18 protein-coding genes are annotated in these 19,136 nt (G+C 46.9%); 11 read left to right on the top strand and 7 right to left on the bottom strand.

The window, feature by feature from the left end:
- The first annotated feature begins 123 nt into the window (after nt 1-123).
- Nucleotides 124-591: a YaiI/YqxD family protein gene (locus FTT63_RS01915; protein ID WP_160232612.1), complete on the top strand. Its 468-nt coding sequence runs from the start codon at nt 124-126 to the stop codon at nt 589-591.
- Between the two features lie 5 nt (nt 592-596).
- Nucleotides 597-1,520 (top strand): DMT family transporter, encoded by a 924-nt coding sequence (locus tag FTT63_RS01910; RefSeq protein WP_180191925.1) that lies wholly within the window; start codon nt 597-599, stop codon nt 1,518-1,520.
- On the opposite strand, the gene FTT63_RS01905 is transcribed toward FTT63_RS01910, so the two are convergent.
- A complete protein-coding gene (locus tag FTT63_RS01905) occupies nt 1,508-2,074 on the bottom strand; it encodes a PilZ domain-containing protein (RefSeq protein ID WP_005176561.1) in 567 nt (188 codons plus the stop codon). The genes FTT63_RS01910 and FTT63_RS01905 overlap by 13 nt on opposite strands.
- 25 nt (nt 2,075-2,099) lie before the next feature.
- Between FTT63_RS01905 and FTT63_RS01900 the strand changes: the two genes are divergently transcribed.
- From FTT63_RS01900 to FTT63_RS01890, 3 genes are all read left to right on the top strand, one after another.
- Entirely contained in the window at nt 2,100-3,335 is a 1,236-nt protein-coding gene (locus FTT63_RS01900; RefSeq protein WP_005176562.1) for a lipoprotein-releasing ABC transporter permease subunit, read from the top strand.
- Complete coding sequence (gene lolD / locus FTT63_RS01895; protein ID WP_180191924.1) at nt 3,328-4,011, top strand: lipoprotein-releasing ABC transporter ATP-binding protein LolD; 684 nt, start codon at nt 3,328-3,330, stop codon at nt 4,009-4,011. The genes FTT63_RS01900 and lolD overlap by 8 nt, the downstream gene beginning before the upstream one ends.
- Before the next feature lie 85 nt (nt 4,012-4,096).
- Nucleotides 4,097-6,499: a DNA internalization-related competence protein ComEC/Rec2 gene (locus FTT63_RS01890; RefSeq protein WP_168383529.1), complete on the top strand. Its 2,403-nt coding sequence runs from the start codon at nt 4,097-4,099 to the stop codon at nt 6,497-6,499.
- Here the strand turns inward: FTT63_RS01890 and FTT63_RS01885 are convergent.
- Nucleotides 6,496-7,437, bottom strand: a complete 942-nt coding sequence (locus tag FTT63_RS01885; protein WP_180191923.1) for a lysophospholipid acyltransferase family protein — start codon at nt 7,435-7,437, stop codon at nt 6,496-6,498. The two genes, FTT63_RS01890 and FTT63_RS01885, sit on opposite strands and share 4 nt — an antisense overlap.
- A gap of 130 nt (nt 7,438-7,567) precedes the next feature.
- Here FTT63_RS01885 and sppA point away from each other — a divergent pair, with 130 nt between their 5' ends.
- On the top strand, nt 7,568-8,593 hold the full coding sequence (gene sppA, locus FTT63_RS01880) for a signal peptide peptidase SppA (protein ID WP_075168251.1): 1,026 nt from the start codon (nt 7,568-7,570) through the stop codon (nt 8,591-8,593).
- Nucleotides 8,590-9,393 carry an alpha/beta fold hydrolase gene (locus FTT63_RS01875; protein WP_005176572.1) on the top strand — a complete coding sequence of 268 codons (804 nt, stop codon included), beginning with the start codon at nt 8,590-8,592 and terminating at the stop codon, nt 9,391-9,393. The genes sppA and FTT63_RS01875 overlap by 4 nt, the downstream gene beginning before the upstream one ends.
- Before the next feature lie 76 nt (nt 9,394-9,469).
- Here the strand turns inward: FTT63_RS01875 and purN are convergent, their stop codons facing one another.
- Together purN and purM are read right to left on the bottom strand one after the other, a co-directional pair.
- The gene (gene purN / locus FTT63_RS01870; RefSeq protein WP_016660003.1) at nt 9,470-10,099 is read right to left on the bottom strand and encodes a phosphoribosylglycinamide formyltransferase; all 630 of its coding nucleotides are present in this window, start codon (nt 10,097-10,099) and stop codon (nt 9,470-9,472) included.
- A 6-nt stretch (nt 10,100-10,105) separates the two neighbouring features.
- Nucleotides 10,106-11,176: a phosphoribosylformylglycinamidine cyclo-ligase gene (gene purM / locus FTT63_RS01865; RefSeq protein ID WP_005176576.1), complete on the bottom strand. Its 1,071-nt coding sequence runs from the start codon at nt 11,174-11,176 to the stop codon at nt 10,106-10,108.
- A 136-nt stretch (nt 11,177-11,312) separates the two neighbouring features.
- On the opposite strand from purM, the gene cxpE reads away from it, so the two are divergent.
- The 4 genes from cxpE (at nt 11,313) to FTT63_RS01845 (ending at nt 17,645) form a co-directional block, all read left to right on the top strand.
- The gene (cxpE, locus tag FTT63_RS01860) at nt 11,313-12,536 is read left to right on the top strand and encodes a chloramphenicol efflux transporter CxpE (RefSeq protein WP_180191922.1); all 1,224 of its coding nucleotides are present in this window, start codon (nt 11,313-11,315) and stop codon (nt 12,534-12,536) included.
- Nucleotides 12,537-12,554: 18 nt separating this feature from the next.
- Nucleotides 12,555-13,259: a DnaA regulatory inactivator Hda gene (gene hda / locus FTT63_RS01855; RefSeq protein ID WP_005176580.1), complete on the top strand. Its 705-nt coding sequence runs from the start codon at nt 12,555-12,557 to the stop codon at nt 13,257-13,259.
- Between the two features lie 120 nt (nt 13,260-13,379).
- Entirely contained in the window at nt 13,380-15,188 is a 1,809-nt protein-coding gene (rbtA, locus tag FTT63_RS01850) for a rhombotarget A (protein ID WP_180191921.1), read from the top strand.
- Between the two features lie 15 nt (nt 15,189-15,203).
- Nucleotides 15,204-17,645 (top strand): CSLREA domain-containing protein, encoded by a 2,442-nt coding sequence (locus tag FTT63_RS01845; RefSeq protein ID WP_180191920.1) that lies wholly within the window; start codon nt 15,204-15,206, stop codon nt 17,643-17,645.
- Between the two features lie 84 nt (nt 17,646-17,729).
- Here the strand turns inward: FTT63_RS01845 and FTT63_RS01840 are convergent, their stop codons facing one another.
- The 3 genes from FTT63_RS01840 to FTT63_RS01830 are packed head-to-tail and all read right to left on the bottom strand — an operon-like array spanning nt 17,730 to nt 19,049.
- Nucleotides 17,730-18,128 (bottom strand): DUF3106 domain-containing protein, encoded by a 399-nt coding sequence (locus FTT63_RS01840; RefSeq protein ID WP_005176585.1) that lies wholly within the window; start codon nt 18,126-18,128, stop codon nt 17,730-17,732.
- Complete coding sequence (locus tag FTT63_RS01835) at nt 18,118-18,438, bottom strand: hypothetical protein (RefSeq protein ID WP_005176587.1); 321 nt, start codon at nt 18,436-18,438, stop codon at nt 18,118-18,120. Before FTT63_RS01835 ends, FTT63_RS01840 begins: the two co-directional genes overlap by 11 nt.
- Nucleotides 18,435-19,049: an RNA polymerase sigma factor gene (locus FTT63_RS01830; RefSeq protein WP_180191919.1), complete on the bottom strand. Its 615-nt coding sequence runs from the start codon at nt 19,047-19,049 to the stop codon at nt 18,435-18,437. Before FTT63_RS01830 ends, FTT63_RS01835 begins: the two co-directional genes overlap by 4 nt.
- Nucleotides 19,050-19,136: the final 87 nt, after the last annotated feature.

Raw genomic sequence — 19,136 nt, 5'->3', positions numbered from 1 at the left:
CAAAATCAGCTGATTCAGCGTGTTATTACTCCAGCATTATCTTGGTGAAAAAGCCTGTATTTCCCACCGCGACGTTGAGTGAATTTTGCTACACTAGGGACATCAAAATTGCCGGAATTGAAAGTGCTGCCATTTAAGCTGTGGGTGGATGCCGATGCCTTACCAAGAATTTTAAAAGATGTGATTATCCGGGCTTCTGACCGCTATCAGCTCGAAGTAATTTTTGTAGCCAATCAGAATGTGGGCATTACTCCATCGGTGCGGATTAAATCCCTGCAGGTCATGAGCGGCGCAGATGCGGCCGATCAGGAAATTGTTGAGCGGATGCAGGCCAACGATATTGTGGTAACTCAGGATATTCCACTGGCAGCGCAGGTGATTGAAAAGGGCGGTATTGCGATTCATCCACGTGGTGAAATCTATACCACTGCCAATGTTAAAGCGCGGCTGCATTTACGTGATTTTATGGATACTCTACGCGGCGCTGGCGTGCAGACCGGTGGGCCACCGCCAATTTCTGAGCGCGATAAACGTGAATTTTCCAACAGTCTGGATCAGACCATTCAAAAACAAAAACGTAAAACCGGCTGAATTACATGCCCTCAAAAAATAATATTGCCCTGACTTATATGCTGCTGGTGTTTATCTGGGCCTCGACACCGCTGGCGATTGTCTGGAGTGTGTCGGATCTGCATATGCTGTGGGCGCTGGCTTTACGTTTTTTTATTGCCTTGCCGCTGGCCTTTATCTTTTTGTTGCTGCTCAAAGTGCGTTTTCCGGTTGATCAGACGGCATTGCATAGTTATGTGGCCGGTTCCTGCAGCCTGTTTGGTTCCCAGATTTTTACCTATCTGGCCACCAGCTATTTAAGTTCAGGCATGATTGCACTGATGTTTGGTCTGGCACCGATTATTGCCGGCTTGATCGGGCGTTTTGCCTTTCAGCAGCGTTTGAAAAAACTGCAATGGTTCGGGATGCTGGTTGCAGTGCTGGGACTGGGTATTATCTGTCTGGGCGGAGAAAACCTGCATGTACAGCCGGTCGGGATTGGTCTGATGCTGCTGAGCGTGCTGATTTATGCCATGTCCATTTTCTGGGTCAAAAAAGTGAATGCCAAGGTGGAACCTGTGGCACAGGCCACTGGTTCAATCCTGATTTCAACCTTGATGGCAATTTTGATGTTGCCAATAATCTGGCCTTATGCACCGACTGAAATTCCGGAAACCAAGGCTTTATTCTCTTTACTGTATACGGTGGTGATGGCTTCACTGATTGCCATGTTCTGTTATTTTAAGCTGGTACAGAATATTCAGGCGACCACATTGTCACTGACCACTGTCATGACCCCAATGCTGGCCCTGCTAATTGGTGCATTTCTGAATCAGGAAGCCCTGAGCTTGACAGTGCTGATCGGAGCTTTGGTCTTATTGTTTGGCTTGTTCTTATATTTCTTCCATGATTTACGTGCAAGCCGGGCGTTGGCACGTAAACAGGCACATCCTGAAACTTATTTAGATTGACACTGCTGGATGACTTCGGCCAGTTTGCTGCGGTCTTGCGGGTGTAAAGTAATAAAATAGGCCCCGGTACGATAGCGGCCATTATCTTCGGCATTGCTATAGACCACCTGGGCAGTTGCAGCAATATGAAAGAAATTTTCCGGATGACTTAAGGTCACGTGAATATAGCTGCCATCGGCAATTTCACGCTCGCTGTAGAAGCTTAAACCGCTTTCGGAAAAGTTGACCTGTTCTGGTACAGGTAACATGCTTTGTACAATTGCATCGTATAAAGAACCGGTAATCAGGTTTAATTTTTGGTTGAATAAGGATAAGATTCGAGCAATTTGTTGATCTTTTTCAGATAATTGTTCTAATTCGTAGTTAAGCGCATGATCAAATTGATCTAATTCAGCGAGTAGTAGAAAATAACGCGGCAACATAAAATTAGGATCGTAAGGATCATTAAGAGCAACTTGATCAGAAATAAGCTGATAGTTGATTCTCAACGCAGCATCGATACGTGACATCACGCGACGTTCATTTTGAGCGTTTTGATGCTGTAAATTTTCCATAATGTATTACCTCGGACTAGATGGTATGTTTAAACCAATCTCGCTATATATAGGGTTGAGATATACGCGCGCTCGGCGCAGTAATCACTTTATTTCTTTTATTGCTCTGGTTTCAATGATCGGTCTCACTTTAGGTGTTGCTGTTCTGATTACAGTGTTATCTGTGATGAACGGATTTGACCGTGAATTGAAGAACCGGGTCTTGGGGATGATTCCGCAAGCGACTGTTTCATCTACCCAGATTTTAACAGATTGGCCTGAACTTGCAAAAAAAGTTGAGCAACATGAGCATGTTACAGGTGCTGCACCGTTTACCCAATTACAGGGGATGTTGACCGCACACGGTCAGGTTTCCGGCATTATGGTGACCGGTATCGAGCCGGAATATGAGAAGAAAGTTTCGATTATTCATCAGCATATGGTGGAAGGCAGCATTGATAACCTGAAAAAAGGCGAGTTTGGGATTGTGCTGGGCAAGCAAATGACCGATGCCTTGGGCCTCAGTTTAAATGACAGTATTACTTTGGTCTTGCCTGAAGCAACGCCATCACCGGCCGGTGTGGTGCCACGTTTTAAACGTTTTACCATTGTGGGGATTTTCAGCATTGGTGCCGAAGTTGATTCGATGATGGGCTATATCGCCCTGAATGATGCTTCGACCCTGTTACGTCTGCCGGATGGCGCACAAGGCGTACGCATGAAGCTGGACGATATTTTTGCCGCACCTACCGTTGCCAACGACATTGTGAGTGAACTGCCAGCCAATTTCTATGCTTCAGACTGGACCTATACCCATGGTAACCTGTTCAGTGCGATTCAGATGGAAAAGGCCATGGTCAGCCTGTTACTGTTCTTAATCGTTCTGGTCGCAGCCTTTAATATTGTCTCATCTCTGGTGATGGTGGTGACTGACAAAAAAGCCGATATCGCAATTTTACGGACCTTAGGTGCATCTCCGGGCACGATTACCCGAATCTTTATGGTGCAAGGGACCGTGATTGGCGTGATCGGGACAGTCTCCGGCGCGATTCTTGGAATTATTTTTGCCTCCAGCATCAGTGGTTTTATTGCCTGGCTGAATAATGTTTTGGGCTTGAATCTGTTTGATGCCTATTTCATTAACTACTTACCATCACATTTAAGATGGCAGGATGTGGTAGTCATTGTCAGCCTGTCTTTAATTTTAAGTTTCCTGGCCACAATTTATCCGGCGTTACGCGCGGCGAAAATTCAACCTGCAGAGGCGCTTCGTTATGAATAAAACTGTACTAGCAGCCAAACAGGTCACTAAACATTTTACTGACGGCAAAACCACAGTAGATGTACTGCGCGGCCTCGATTTAAAAATCGAACAGGGACAATTTGTGTCGATTGTCGGCGCCAGTGGTTCAGGTAAAAGTACCTTGCTGCACGTCCTTGGCGGGCTTGATCGTCCAAGTCAGGGCGAGGTTTATTTAAATGGCCAGCGCTTTGACAATTTAGGCGAAGCTGAGCGTGGTTATTTGCGTAACCAATATCTGGGCTTTGTTTATCAGTTCCACCATTTGCTACCTGAATTTAGTGCGCTGGAAAATGTGGCAATGCCCTTGATGCTGCGTAAGGAAAGCAACTTTAAAGAAGTCAAACAGCAGGCCGAATATCTGCTGGATCGGGTGGGCTTATCGCATCGATTGACCCATAAACCGGGTGAACTGTCGGGTGGTGAACGTCAGCGTGTGGCCTTGGCGCGTGCCATTGTCACCAAGCCGGCAGTCATGCTGGCTGATGAACCGACCGGGAACCTGGACCGTAAAACCGCCATCAAGATTTTTGAGCTGTTACGCGAGCTGCGCCGTGAGTTTAATATGGCCATGCTAATTGTGACCCATGATGAAGAGCTGGCCAAATCGGCCGATACCATTTTGCATATGCAGGATGGCATCTGGGTACCCGACTAAAACCCGATTATCAGATCAATGACCCTTGAAGCCCACTCCGGTGGGCTTTATGCTTGCTCAAAATAAAAATAAGACAGAAAACGACATGTTCAAAATCATGGGTGCCGGCTGGATTTTAGGCATTGCCTGTATGGGCAAAACGCTATGGCCGATGCAGGATTTCCCGCTCTGGTTGTCAGGCCTGTTACTGATTATCCTGCTTTTACAGCAAATAGCTGCTTTACATTGGTCCCATCTGGGCATCCAATTGATTAATACCTGTGTGGCATTTGTCATTACATTTTTGTTGGGGCTGAATTTTGCCCAAAACCAGTTGCAAGAGCGGTTGATATTTCGTGAACTGACCCGCCAGCCGGCAGAGGTGGTGGTCTATGTCCAGCAAATCAATCAGCTGGGTAGCAGCCAGCTCCGGCAACCGGTTCAGGTGCTGAACCGGCATAGCCAGCCGGTGCAATGGCTGGCCTTGCTGCCGGCTGAACAGGAACTACAGCTGGGGCGTTATTATCGTTTACAGGGGCAGACCTTGCCGGCGCACAGTTTTGCCGTTCCGGGTGCGTTTGATGTAGAGCAGTGGTATCTCCAGCAAAATATCATGAGCGGCTTTCAGGTCCAGTCGATTGTGGAACTGACTGAATCGGAACTGTATCGGCTGGGATTTGGGGCACATTTAAGACAGCATCAGCAACTCTGGCCGCAATTTAAATTGTGGATCGAAACACAGCGTTTACAGATTCGTGACTTTATCCAGCAGCAGGCATTGCAGCATCCCGGCTTAATACTGGCACTGCTGACTGGCGATAAAAGTTTACTCGATAAAGCCACCGAGCAGCAGTTTCAGCGTTTCGGGATGAGTCATTTGCTGGCGATTTCCGGGCCGCATGTGCTGATTTTTGCCGCCATGCTGTGTTTTGTGCTGCAGCGCCTGGTCACTCGCTATTGGCCCGAATTATATGCGCAATTGCCCCGAAGTTATCTGCTGTTGCTGCCGTTTATGGGCTGTGTATTTGTATATTGTGCCTATGTTGGGTTTGAAATTCCTGCGCTCAGGACTTTACTGATTTGTCTGGTGGCAGGCGCCTGCCTGTTGCTAAAGCAGCCGATACAGCCGCTGTCTTTGCTGATTGGTAGTGCTTCGTTATTGCTGCTGCTTGATCCGTTGAGTGTGCTGTCGGCGGCATTCTGGCTGTCTTATGGCGCCTGCTTTGTGCTGTTAAGGATTTACCAGACCCTCCGGCAACAACCGGTGCATCCGCAGCAGACGTTGATGCAGAAATTGTGGCAGGGCTTCCGGCTGTTATTTGAATCGCAATGGAAAATTTTTATTGCGCTGTTTCCGCTGATGATCATCTTCTTCAAGCAGATTGCCTGGATTGCGCCGCTGAGTAATCTATTGGCCATTCCCTGGATCGGTCTGGTGATTGTACCGCTGGATATTCTGGCCGGTTTAAGTTTTTATCTGGCGGAACCGCTGAGCCAGTTGCTGTTTCAGCTCAATGACTTGGCGCTAAGTCTGTTATTGGGTTGTTTGCAGTTGCTGGATCTGCTGTTTGCACCACAACTGATTCCGGTTGCGCTGAGTCCACCGATGCTGCTGAGTCTGGTGCTGGGACTGATGATTTTATTTCTTCCCGCAGGTCTAGTGCCTAAAGTCTGGTCAGCGCTGTGTTTATTGCCTTTGCTGTTTCAGGACCAGTTTTCTCGGCAGGTGGAACTTACTGTGCTGGATGTTGGGCAGGGGCAGGCAATCTTTTTACGCTATCGTGAACACAGCATGATGATTGATATGGGCGGTCATTATGATGAACAGAAATGGAGTATCGGCCGGCAGATTATCCAGCCCTTTTTAAGTGTCAAAGGCGTGCAGCAGTTAGATTATTTATGGTTGACCCATCTGGATCAGGATCATAGCGGCGCTTATCAGACCTTAAAGCCACAGTTACAGGTGCAACAGGTCTATGCCAATGCTCAGCTTGAAGTAAATCCTCATAGCCATTTTGACTATTGCCAGCAAGGACAGCAATGGCAGTGGCAGCCGGGCATCCAGATACAGGTACTCTCTCCGAAACCGGAGCAGTTAAATCCTGTAGAACAGCAGAAAAATGAAAGTTCCTGTGTGCTGCTGGTCGAGTTTGCACAGGCTCAGCCTTATTCTCGCTTTTTATTGATGGGTGATGCAGGCTGGCCGACTGAATATCAGTTATTACAGGATTATCCGGATTTAAAAGTGGATGTGCTGGTGCTTGGCCATCATGGTAGCCGGCACAGTTCATCTTACCAGTTTTTAAAACAGCTGGAGCCTAAACTGGCAATTGCATCGGCGGGGCTGAATAACCGTTATGGCCATCCGAGCACGCAGGTAAAAGCCCGACTGAACGCCTTAAAAATTCCCTTATGGCAGACCGCGCAGCAGGGTAGCATCCAGTTTTATCCCACTGAGAATGAGGTGCTACCGTACCGGCATATGCGGGTTTGGCTGCGGCGTGATTAAGCGGAATTAGCTTTGGTATTTTGAATTAACGCCAAGGCTTCATCCGTAGGAATCTCATAAATCCGTCTTAAGGCTGGATGTGCCTTAAAGCGTTTATAACTCCAGTGATAATGTTCCGGATGCTGGGCAATCAGCTGTTCAATCTTCTGGTGAATCATTGCGGTGCCTTCATTGGCAGAACAGTCGTAGAGCCGTGCGTCCATGGCTTCAATGAAAATATCAAAACCTTGCTGTTCATTGCGCAGTGCATACAGAAACAGGGCAACGGCTTTAGTTTTTTGAATCAGCTTGGCGCTCAGGTTGCTGGATTCAAGTGGCAGACCAAAATAGTGAATCATTTCACCCCCCAAATGCGGGGTGTGGTCCGGCAGAATTACCGTGGTTCCGCCTTGTTTCAGTGCCTTAAAAATCTGACGAATACCGCTGTCATTGGTCGGCACCAGATTGGCCTGTTCACGGCTGCGAGCGTTACGGACAAACTCATCAGCCGATGGATTTTTCACCGGTTTATACATGATGGTCATTTCGGTGTGCTGCGCCACCCAGGCATTCATGATTTCCCAGGTGCCAAAATGCGGCACAATCAGTACCACGCCTTTTTGCGCAGCCAGTGCCTCATGTAACAGCTGTTCGCCATGCACCTGATGAATGCGGGAAATATTCTTGTAGTTTTCTGCGCCCCAGATATTAAAAAACTCAAAATAAGAGGTGAGTTCATTGCGAATGGCCTGACGCGCCAGCTGTTCACGCTGGGTCGCATCTAAATGCGGCAGGGCAATATTTAAATTGAGGCGAATGACCTGAGAGGTCTTGCTGAGCTGAAAGACATTCAAAAATGCCGCCAACATGCGGGCCGCCCAGCGTGAAAGGCTGAGGGGCTGTCGACTGACAAAATGAAGTAAACGAGAGATAGTCGTTGGGGCGAGTTTATCAGTCATTCAGTATAGTGAAATCTAAAGAAAAGGTTAAAAATGAAAATATTATAGGGGAAAACATTCAATTTAGACAGCAATCAGTTTTTCGGCGTATATAATGGAGGAAAATTAACTCGAGTTTTGGATTGTTTTTATGTCCGATTGGCCGCCTAAACCAGAAAATGAAATCAAGAATAGCCATCCACCCACAGCACAACAACCGACAGGAAACGAATGGAAGTTACTGGAAAAAGCGGTTTTAGCCTCTGTTGAAGAACAGCGCCGCGCCAGACGCTGGGGAATTTTCTTTAAGTTCCTGACCTTTGCCTATATTTTTATTCTGCTGGTGATTATGGGTAAAGGCTGTAGCAATAATTCCGCTACGGCCGTGACCAGCAGTTCGCATATTGCCGTGGTCGATATTGTGGGTACCATCGCAGCCGATAAACAGAGCGTCAATAGTGAAAATACCATTAAATCACTGCGTAAAGCCTATGAAGCAACCGGCAGTAAGGCGGTGGTGTTAAATATTAATTCACCGGGCGGATCACCGGTTCAGTCCGATGAAATCTGGCAGGAAATCCAGTATTTAAAACAGCAGCATCAGGATAAAAAACTGTATGCGGTGATTGGCGATACCGGTGCTTCAGGGGCTTATTATATTGCTTCAGCCGCCGATGAAATTATTGCCAATCCATCTAGTCTAGTTGGTTCGATTGGAGTGATTATGCCGAATTATGGCGTCAGTGGCTTAATGCAAAAGCTGGGTGTTGAAGATCGCACCATGACCTCCGGTGAAAATAAGGCATTGCTGTCGATGACACAACCGGTGGATCCAGCGCAAAAAGCCCATGTTCAGGGTGTACTAGATAATGTGCATGCGCATTTCATTACTGCAGTCAAACAGGGCCGTGGCAACAAGTTAAAAGCCAATGATCCGACCTTGTTCTCCGGCTTATTCTGGACCGGCGATCAGGCGTTGAAACTGGGGATTATTGACCGTCTGGGCAGTATGAATACTTTAAAACGTGAATTAAAAGTCGACAAAACCGTCAACTATACCATTGAATATAATCCGCTAGATTCGATGCTGGGTCGTATGGGCACTGCGGTAGGTCAGGGGATGGCCAGCGCTGTATCGCAGCAGATTCAATCTGAACAAAGTACCAAATTACAATGAAACCATTAATCCATTTTGCTCACGCCAATGGCGTACCGTCACGGGTCTATCAAAAACTATTTCAGCATCTGCAAGATGATTATGACGTGATTGATGTGCCTTTGCTCGGGCCAGATAAACGTTATCCAATCGATAATCACTGGAACAGTCTGACCCAGCAGGTGATTGACAGTATTGTGCGGCAGGCACAAGGCCGCAAGGTGATTGCACTGGGTCATTCACTTGGTTCGGTGCTGAGCTTTCAGGCCGCGCAGCAACGCCCGGAACTGTTTTCCCAGCTGATCATGCTGGATCCGCCAATGATCATGGGTAAAGAAGCCTTAGTGATGCATGTAGCGAAACTGTTGAAGCTGAAAGCCCTCGATAAAATGTCACCGGCGGGATTGTCTAAACGCCGCCGTGATCATTGGGAGTCACGTCAGCAGGCGGCCGAGCTGCTCAGACCCAAAGGCTTTTATCAAGATTTTGATCCGGACTGTTTTCAGGCTTATATCGACCATGCACTGACAGAAGATCCTGTACGTGGTGGGGTGACGCTTACCATTCCTAAAATGGATGAAGTACAGATTTTCCGTACCAATCCATCTTTATGGTGGTTGCCACAGGCCAAATTGAAAGTACCGGCACAACTGGTGGTGGCCGAGAAAGGTCCGTTTCTGGCCCGCAAGTTTCCACAGCAAATTGAGAAGAAATTCGGGATTCCTTTTCATGTTGCGCCGGGCGGTCATATGTTCCCACTGGAACAGCCTGAGCAAGTGGCACAGATGATTAAATCCTTATTACAGGATCAGGCACCTTAAGATTACTTTTGGGAAAAATCAGGTCATAAAAAAACGCATCCGAGGATGCGTTTTTTTATAGATATTACTTTTTATTTTAGCGCTGACAGAACTGTAGCGGTTGCGCTAACACCTGACCACGATACAGCACCGCGTTTGGTGTGTGCTGCAGCGTACCACTACAAATCCATTCCACCACTTGCGGATAAATCAGATGTTCCAGCACATGCACACGATTGGCCAAGCTTTCCACGCTGTCCTGATGCGATACAGTAAGTACCCCTTGGGCCAGCGCCTGACCGGCATCCAGCTCGGCAGTCACATAATGTACCGTACAGCCATGATAGACATCACCCGTGTTTAACACCCGTTGATGAGTATGCATGCCTTTGTAATGCGGCAGCAGAGAAGGGTGAATGTTCAGCATTTTCCCTTCCCAGGCTTTAACAAACTTGGCGCTTAAAATGCGCATAAAGCCTGCCAGCACCACCAGATCAACCTCCCAGTCTAAAAGCTGTTGATGCATCACATCATCAAAACTTTCACGGTCTGGGTATTGCTTGTGTTCAATTACCGCAGTGGCAATACCGGCTTTTTGGGCACGTTCCAGCGCATAGGCTCCAGGTTTGTTGGAAATGACCCCCACAATTTGTCCCGAAAGACGGGCATCAATCAGGGCCTGTAAGTTCGATCCACTGCCTGAAACAAGTACAGCAATTTTCAACATAGACAATTACGCAAAAATCACACGGATTTTTTCGTCAGCACCTTCAACAGATTCTGCATTGTCAACAATGTGACCCATTGCCCAAGCTTTTTCGCCCAACTGGTTCAGCAATTCAACAGTTTTGTCAGCATCCGCTGCATCCACTGCCAATACCATACCAACGCCACAGTTAAAGGTACGGTACATTTCGAATTGTTCAACACCGCCTTCTTTTTGCAGCAGTTTGAACAGTTCTGGCCATTCCCAAGAGGATTCGTTAATTACCGCTTGCGCACCATTTGGCAGAACGCGTGGTAAGTTACCAGGTAAACCGCCACCGGTGATGTGCGCCATTGCGTGAACATCAACAGATTTAAGTAATTCAAGAATAGGTTTGACATAAATACGGGTTGGCTCCATCGCTGCATCTGCCAGCGGACGGCCATCTACGATTTGAGTCAGGTCAACGTTTTTCACGTCCAGAATTTTACGAAGCAGAGAATAGCCGTTTGAGTGTGCACCTGAAGACGCAACACCAATCAGAACATCACCCGCTTTGACTTTAGAGCCATCAATAATTTTGCTTTGCTCAACCACGCCTACGCAGAAACCTGCAAGGTCATAATCTTCGCCTTCATACATGCCTGGCATTTCAGCAGTTTCACCGCCAACCAGTGCACAGCCCGCAAGCTCACAACCTTGACCGATCCCGGTAACTACATTGGCTGCAACATCAACGTTTAAGTGACCCGTTGCATAGTAGTCGAGGAAGAACAGTGGTTCTGCGCCACAAACCAGCAGGTCGTTCACACACATGGCCACCAGATCCTGACCAATAGTGTCATGACGGTTTAAATTAAGGGCTAAACGTAATTTTGTACCAACACCGTCTGTGCCTGATACGAGAACAGGTTCTTCATAACCTTTAGGAATTTTACAAAGTGCGCCAAAGCCGCCTAATCCGCCCATCACTTCAGGACGAGTGGTGCGTTTCGCAACAGATTTAATTCGATCGACTAACGCGTCACCGGCTTCGATGTCGACACCAGCATCTTTATAGCTTAAACCAGGGGTAGGGTTAGAAGTTGAGTTGCTCATAATGAAGTCTCCGCATTCGCGCGGGGGATTATAACCCGAATATACGAAACTCTTATGTTATTTATGCGCTAAAATGCTATCTTTATTAAAATATTTTACTTTATATAACGATTACACTGCAAAAAGGCGAGATTCTATGGCAGATCGTACTTTACGTCGCATTTTTATCCTTGCCGGGATAGCTTTAATTTTTTGGATTTTATATTTACTCAAGCCGGTCGTTATTCCATTTATTGTCGCCTTTCTTGTGGCTTATCTGTTCAGTCCACTGGTTGATACTTTATATCGGGTCGGGGTGCCGCGCTGGTTATCCATCAGCATCGTTTTTGTCGGAATCGGGATTCTGCTGACCGTGGCGGTCTGGTACATCATTCCGCTGGTCTGGAAACAGCTGATGATTGCTCGCGACAGTATTCCGGTCGGAATTAACTGGATCAATACCACCTTTTTGCCCTGGATTTCTGAAACTTTTAATGTCGATGAGATGGAAATTGATACCACGCATATGTCAACCATTATCATGGACTATGTGCAGACCAATTACAGCGCCGACAGCATTCAGGCCATGATTTTACGGGTGGCGCAGTCCGGTTTGAACTTTATCCAGATTGGCGGGACGATTGTTTTAATTCCAATTATTGCCTTCTATTTTCTGCTCGACTGGGACCGTATGCTGGACAGTCTGCGCCGTTTAATTCCACGTCCGTATGAGCGCAGCACCCTGCATATTGTGAATGAATGCCATAACGTATTAGGCGCGTTTGTCAAAGGTCAGTTCCTGGTGATGATCCTCCTAGGTGTGGTCTATGCCACCGGTCTGCAACTGATTGGTCTGGACGTTGGCCTGATTATCGGGATGGTGGCAGGTCTGGCCAGTATCATCCCATATTTAGGTTTTGCGGTCGGGATTATTGCTGCGGTCTTTGCCACCTTATTGCAGTTTGGTATCGACTGGATGCAACTGTTCTTGGTGCTGGTGGTGTTTATGATTGGTCAGGCGGTAGAAGGCTATGTACTGCAACCATTTTTACTGGGCGATAAAATCGGACTGTCACCGGTAGCTGTGGTGTTTGCCGTACTGGCCGGTGCGCAACTGGCCGGTTTCCTCGGGATGCTAATTGCCTTGCCGGTTGCCGCGGTAATTGTGGTCTTGCTACGTCATGCCCGGGATTGCTATGAACGCAGTCAGTGGTATGGACAGTCGACGGCTATCATTCATCATGACCAGCAAACGGGCAGTATCAGCATAGAAACTGATCAGGTGGATGTGGATATTGATCTTGAGAAAGATCAGACAAAGCCACTGCAACAGACTGAAAAATCGAGTAAGATGAATCCTCTTGATCCTAAAGATGTTTAACGAAGGCCTATTCTGTATATGCGTCAACTGCAGCTTGATATAGAACCTCAACTCGATGCCCGAATCAGTGATTTTTCTGGTCCGGGCTGGGGCCATGTAATTGACGCAGTTCGACAGTTGCATGCGGGGCTGGTCAACCGTTTTTATGTTTATGGCGGTGCGGGTACCGGCAAAAGCCATCTGCTTTCGGCGATTTGCGATTCTTATCTGGAAATTGGCAAATCCGCGATTAAAGTCTCTTTGCTGGAACTTCTGGATGCCCCGACCGAAGCCATTACCTCTTTAGATCATTTTGATCTGGTCTGTCTGGATGATATTGAAGCGATTAGCGGCGTGCCGCATTGGCAGCGCGCGGTATTTCATTTAATCAATTACAGCAATGAAATGGGCGGGCAATTGGTGTTTTCATCACGTTTTGCCCCGATTGAACTGAAACTGGAATTGCCCGATTTACAGTCCCGTTTAACTCAGGCTGTGAGTGTCAAAGTGCCGACCGGCAGCCTGTTTGCCGACCGTCAGGCGTTGGTGACTTCGGTACTGCAACGTAAAGGCATTCAGATTGATCAGCAGATTATTGACTACTTGCTGCTACATGGTCCGCAGCAGACCTCAATGCTGTTACAAAGCCTGCAACAACTGATTCAGCTGCTAAAAGGCGAAAAAACCAAACTGAGCGGCGCGAATTTGCGCCAGATCTACGCATTAATTGACGAATATCGGTAAAATACAAAAAAACTTGAGTAATTACTCTAGCTATGACAAATTACACTCAAAATAAGTCTTAGTTGCAAGGAAGCTGCAACTTAAAAATAAAAATGAATAAATAGGTTAAGGAGTAAGCTTATGCTCAAGCGGAGCATCGGCATTGGTATGCTGTTTATTGCGGGACATGCTTATAGTAGCAATATTGTTGTCACTATCACTGAAGATATTCAAGCCAATGATAAAGAATGCTCACTGCGCGAAGCAGTCGAGTATATTAATTTGGGGTTGCCGGAAGAAGGTCATAATGGCTGCGGTGGCGAAAATTCCTCCAATGTCATTCTGTTAGAAAAACACGCCGTTTATAAACTCAATCAGCAGTTAAAAATTACCCAACCCTTAAGCATTAAAACCACCTATGACACCGGCTTGAAAGAAAACAATATCAAAGGCCTGAACAATGCCATTATCGAAATGGCTGGTAATGAACGTATTTTTCATATTGAAAGCAGCGATGATAAACGTATTCAGGTCAACCTGAGCGAAGTCAGCCTGCAAGGCTGTGGCAGCGACAGTTGCCGTCCCAATCAGGGCGGCCTGATTCTGAACCATGAATACCTGGTGCTGGATTATGTCAAGCTGAGTCAGGGCCGAGCCAACCAGGGCGGTGCCATCTATAATCTGGCTGAAGTGGGAGAGAATATCGCGCCAGCCTTTATTGAAATTAAAAACAGTTTAATCCAGCACAACCATGCCACCGAAGGTGGCGCCATCTATAGCCGACTGCCAAGCTTCCGGATTTATGCAGCGGTGTTTAGCGACAACAAAACCAGCGATCTGGCATCTGCCAACCTCTACACCCAGTTACCTACAGAAGATGTCGAAAATCTCAAGCTGCTGGCCGCTGCCAATACCATCAGCAGTACGACCTTTAACCGCAATGAAGGCTATGTGCTGAACCTGAGAGACAATATCGGGGTCAATAACGTCACTTTAATGGGCAATAGTGCAGGGGTACGTTTAGAAGCCCCGGCAGGAAAAGGCTATATTGCCAACAGTATTCTGCTGGCCAATCCACATCCTGTGACGGCGCAGTCTGCTAACTGTAGCAAAGAGGCAGCCGATCAAAGCGTGCTGCAAAACAATCTGGTCTCTGAAGAATGTGGAACGGGCGATGTCAATTACCCGAACCAGATCTGGCAGGGTAGCCATATTTTTAGCGGGAATATCCTGGAAGGCGCCTGTAAAGTGCTGAGTGAAGATGAGGACGCATTATTCTGCCCGTATCAGGTTAAAGAAGAACAGTTCTTGGGCTATATCCGCCCACGTATTTTACTGAATTACCAGGCTCTGGCTGACTCTCCAATCGTCAACAAAGGCTATGCACAAGTGGGTACCACTGAGCAGGTTACTTGTGCCTCGGCAGATCAGCGCGGGGTGAACCGAGCTTCGGATAATACCTTGTGTGACCGTGGTGCAATTGAAATTACCGTACCTGATGCCTCAGGTCTCATTGGTCGGGATATTCTGGCCGGTGAAATTGCCGAAATGTCGGTCAGCGATTTAATTGGTGATAGTGATCTGGTACCAGCCGAGTTCTGTGATAGCCTGTTTAGCAGCAATCCGACCGGGAAAGCCTGGCAAGCCGGCTGTGTGCAGATTGAGCAGACCCAGACCAGTTCCAAAGGCCAACTGACAATTGATGAGCAGGGCAAGATTATTTATACCCCGGATTCTGCCTGGCATGGCGCAGATGTTTTTAAAATTAAACTGGTGACCACCAGTACACGTTTTAATACCACCAAACCATATGTAGAAATTCGTGTACAAGTGATTCAGGCACCTGAAAACCACATGGACAGTGACAAAATTAAAACATCTGGCGGAGCAGTGGCTGGCTATGGCGTGCTCATATTGATGTTACTGGCAGCTTGGCGCCGTAAAAAATAAAAACAGGGAAAGGGAATGAAAAATTATAAAAAAGCACTCTTGGGAGTCATGATTGTCAGTGCCATGTCATTAATGGCCGCAGAAGACCGTACTATTTATGTCACTACATTTGCCGATGAAAATGGTGAAAACCCGGATAAATGTTCGCTACGTGAAGCCTTGGTGGCGGCCAAACAGAACAAAGCCTTTGGGGGCTGTAGTGTCGGCAATACCAACTATATTGCAGTGGATTATATCCGTCTGCAAGCGGGTGAATACAAGTTAAATGCTGAATTACGCCCGCAATCTAATGTGCGGATTATGGGGGCGACACCGCTTGATTACAGCAAGAAAGATCCTATCACCCACCGTTATCCGGCGCTGATACCGCATCAGACCATTATTAATGGCCAAGGGCAGCATCGTATTGTTAATACGCTCGACAGTCAGGCCAATGTCATGTTTGACGATCTGACCCTTAAAAATGGCTATAGCGATGGGCTGGGCGGGGCTTTACTGGTTGCCGGACCGTTGACCTTGACCAATACCGCAATTCTGGATTCGCAGGCAGCGCGGGGTGGTGCACTGTATATTGCTGCCCATAATCAGGAACAGCCAATTACGGTGGTGAATAGCCTGATTCAGGGGAACAGCGCCAGTGTCGGCAGCGTGCTGGCGATGGACTGTACGGCAAATCTAGCAGATACCCAGGCCAATATCACCATTCAGCAAAGCAGTGTCATTCAAAATGGCAACAGCAACAGCCTGAGTAGCTTTGATTTTTGTGGCAAGCCGCGTCTGACTTTAACCAATACTACGGTGGCCAAAAATAAAGCGAACTTAACGCAGGGGCATATTTTTAACCTGGCCAATGGCCCGGAACACCGCCTCAGTACGCAATCGGTCTTCAGTTTAAATAACAATACCATTGTCGAAAATGAGGCTGCCAGCACCTTCTATTATGATGATTCAGGCATTAAGGTGTTAAGGTTTAATGTGCTGGCGTTTAATACCGGAAAATCATGCCGTTATGCGCTGAACAATGGCAATTTAACCGAGCGGCAACCGAATATCAGCTCATCACGAAATGCGCTAATTTTCCCGAATGCACAAAGTGTAGAGCAGGGTGTGTGTGACTTGCCGGAAACGCTCGCGAGCACAGAAGAAAACTCAATGAGCTCGGTGAATTTAAGTGGCAAGCAGTTAAGTGATGTGCTCTATCCAATGCAGCCGGCTTCAGCCTACAACTTATTCCTGCCGTTATATTATCCAAAAAATCTGGACAATGATGCGGACCTGGTCAATGTCGAAGGATTTGGCTGTGAAGTGTTAGATCAGCGTGGTTTACAGCGTGTGACTGATGGCACCCTGATTTTAGATCCAGAACAGAAAAACAGCTGTGAAATTGGTTCGGTTGAACTCATGCGTATGACCGCAGCAGATATTGTCAATCTGAAAAACGTGTCGCATGTGACCTTGTTTGACAGCTATCAGCAGGAGATTGACCGTTTAAAAGCGCTGGTTCAGGTACCAGAGAAAAATAAAGAGCTATTGGCCCAACATCAGGCAGATCTGCAAAACTATGAAAATTTACTTAAATTTTCCAAGCAAAAACAGAAGTATCGGACTATTTATATCGATCCATTTGCACTGGCCCTCAAGCATGATGAACCAAATGCCGATGGTAGCGTGGCACAATTGCTGGAACTAAAACCGGAACACTTTAATATCAGTACAGAAGTCTATGGTATTGGCGGTGGTTTAGAAGATGTGGCCTTTGACCGCAGTAAACTGCTGCATGATCCAAACCTGAAATGCGAATGGGATGCCGATGTAAAACGGATTCTGTTCTATCGGGTCGATGATCAGGTGACCCAGAATATTGATTCTGCCTATTGTGCCTATACCATTACCTCGGTGACGGATCCAACTGTTCAGTCGAGTGGTTTGCTTGAAGCAAAATTCATGAACATCAAACCGATTGCCAAAGCCGACCGCTACACCATTGAATATGGTTCGGATTTGAAAATTAATGTCAATCCGCTGGAAAATGACAGTGATGATGGCGATGGACCTGTCAATACACTGCTGTCTGGACAAAATAAACCGGCCTTTTATACCGATAGCAATGGACTTGAATTGCCAATCCGTTTAACCAATTTAACCAATGTGCTTTCAAGTGTACTGGTCACGGCAGACCGGAGTGGTCCATGTCCAGGGGATTATGAGCGTGAAACTTGTTATGGCGGAAACCTGCAGATTCAGGTGCGTAACAGCTATAGCCCGTTTGATTATGAGCTGAAATACAGGGTATTTGATGCTGAACAGGAGCTGTCTAATGAGGCGACCATCAGCCTGATCAATACCGCGAAAAACAGCAATACTGAAGGAAGCGGTGGTGGAAGTCTAGGGCTTGCTGGATTATTTGGTTTATTGGGCATGGCGGTATATCGTGTACGCCGTCAGTTTAAGTCCTAAATCATGAATTCAGTGAGTGTAAAAAAGCCTCTTTCAAGAGGCTTTTTTATGGACCAGCATTGGGTTGATGCTTGGCTTAACCGCTTAGTATTCCGTCGGCGTGATATATTTATTGATATATTCTTCACGAATCAGTACGCGTTCTTCAGGCGTGGCCTTCTGCATTCTTTGGCCCAGTTCCTTGCGTTCCTGGGTACTCATTTTTTGCCAGGTTTCACGCATTTTCTGCTTTTCTGCATCGGGTAGCTGAATAAACCAGTCCATACGCTGTTGCAAAGAAGCACTTTTATCGGACGGCAGTTCTTTTAAATTCTGATAACGCTTGATTAAGGCCAATTGTTCTTCATCTGAGAGGGTTTCCCAGCTTTCAACAATTTTTGTGTCTGCATCTTTGGAGAAAATCCAGAAACGCTCAAAGCCAGCAAAGCTGGTTTGCAAAAAGCCCAGCGCACAGAAGGCGAATGCTAAACGTTTAGCTGCCATGTTGAACTTTATCCTCACCCAGCACCAATAACATTTCTAGATCTTCCATCATTTGTGGTGAAAGTTTTGGCGTAGCCACCACCTGATTTTGCGGTTGTGCGGTCATTTCTACCGAATTTGGTAAAATGACGAACCCTGCAATGGCAGCCGCAAGTGCAAAACCGGACATTTTCCACAGGCCATAGCGTGATGTCTGCTTATCCTGAATCTGATCCAGAACATGATTCATCACCACAGCTTTGTCTTTGTGGTGGTGGGCGAGTCCATCAAGTTTGGAAGTCACTTGTTTTAAGAAATCATCTTGTTTCATTCTGATGATCCTCCCAGATATGGATTCATATGTGCCAGAGTCTGGCGTAAAGCCTGAATAGCACGATGATAATGGGTTTTTACACTGCCTTCAGAACAATTCATAATCTGGGCAGTGGTCTGAGTATCGAACCCTTCCCAGGCCCGCAGCATAAACGCTTGTTGCTGACGCACCGGAAGTTTGGCGATTGCCTCCTGAATTTCTTCAGCAGTCATGGCTTGGTCCAAAAACTCAGCAGGATTGAGTGCACGTTCATCGACCAGATCATTTTGTTCGACATCATCGTCATCCAGGCTGACTTTGCGGAAAAATGAAAAGGGTTGTGCACGACGGGCTTCTTTACGTCGCCAGTCCTGTAATTTGTTATTTAAAATGGTGTAGAACAGCGGATACCACTCATCTGTGCTTTTATCGGCATAGGATTTGTGCAGGGAAATAAAGGCTTCCTGAACCAGATCCATCGCGATGCCATGCTGTCCCTGAGTGGCACTTTCCATCATCACTAAGGCGCGCCCGGTGACCTCGTGCATAAAAGTTTTCAGGCGTTGTACAGCCGTACTCTTCAGAGTACTCAAACTTTCAGGTTGAGACTTTTTGGGTGCTAAATCCATAGAGATGGAAAATCCTGTCATTGGATACCCACCATTATTTTTAACTTCATGGCACTATTAACGTTAAAAATAATGGTTCGGTTGACA

This window comes from Acinetobacter sp. C15 (genome assembly GCF_013420645.1).
Taxonomy (GTDB): Bacteria; Pseudomonadota; Gammaproteobacteria; order Pseudomonadales; family Moraxellaceae; genus Acinetobacter; species Acinetobacter indicus.
This window is presented reverse-complemented; position numbering and strand designations above follow the sequence as displayed.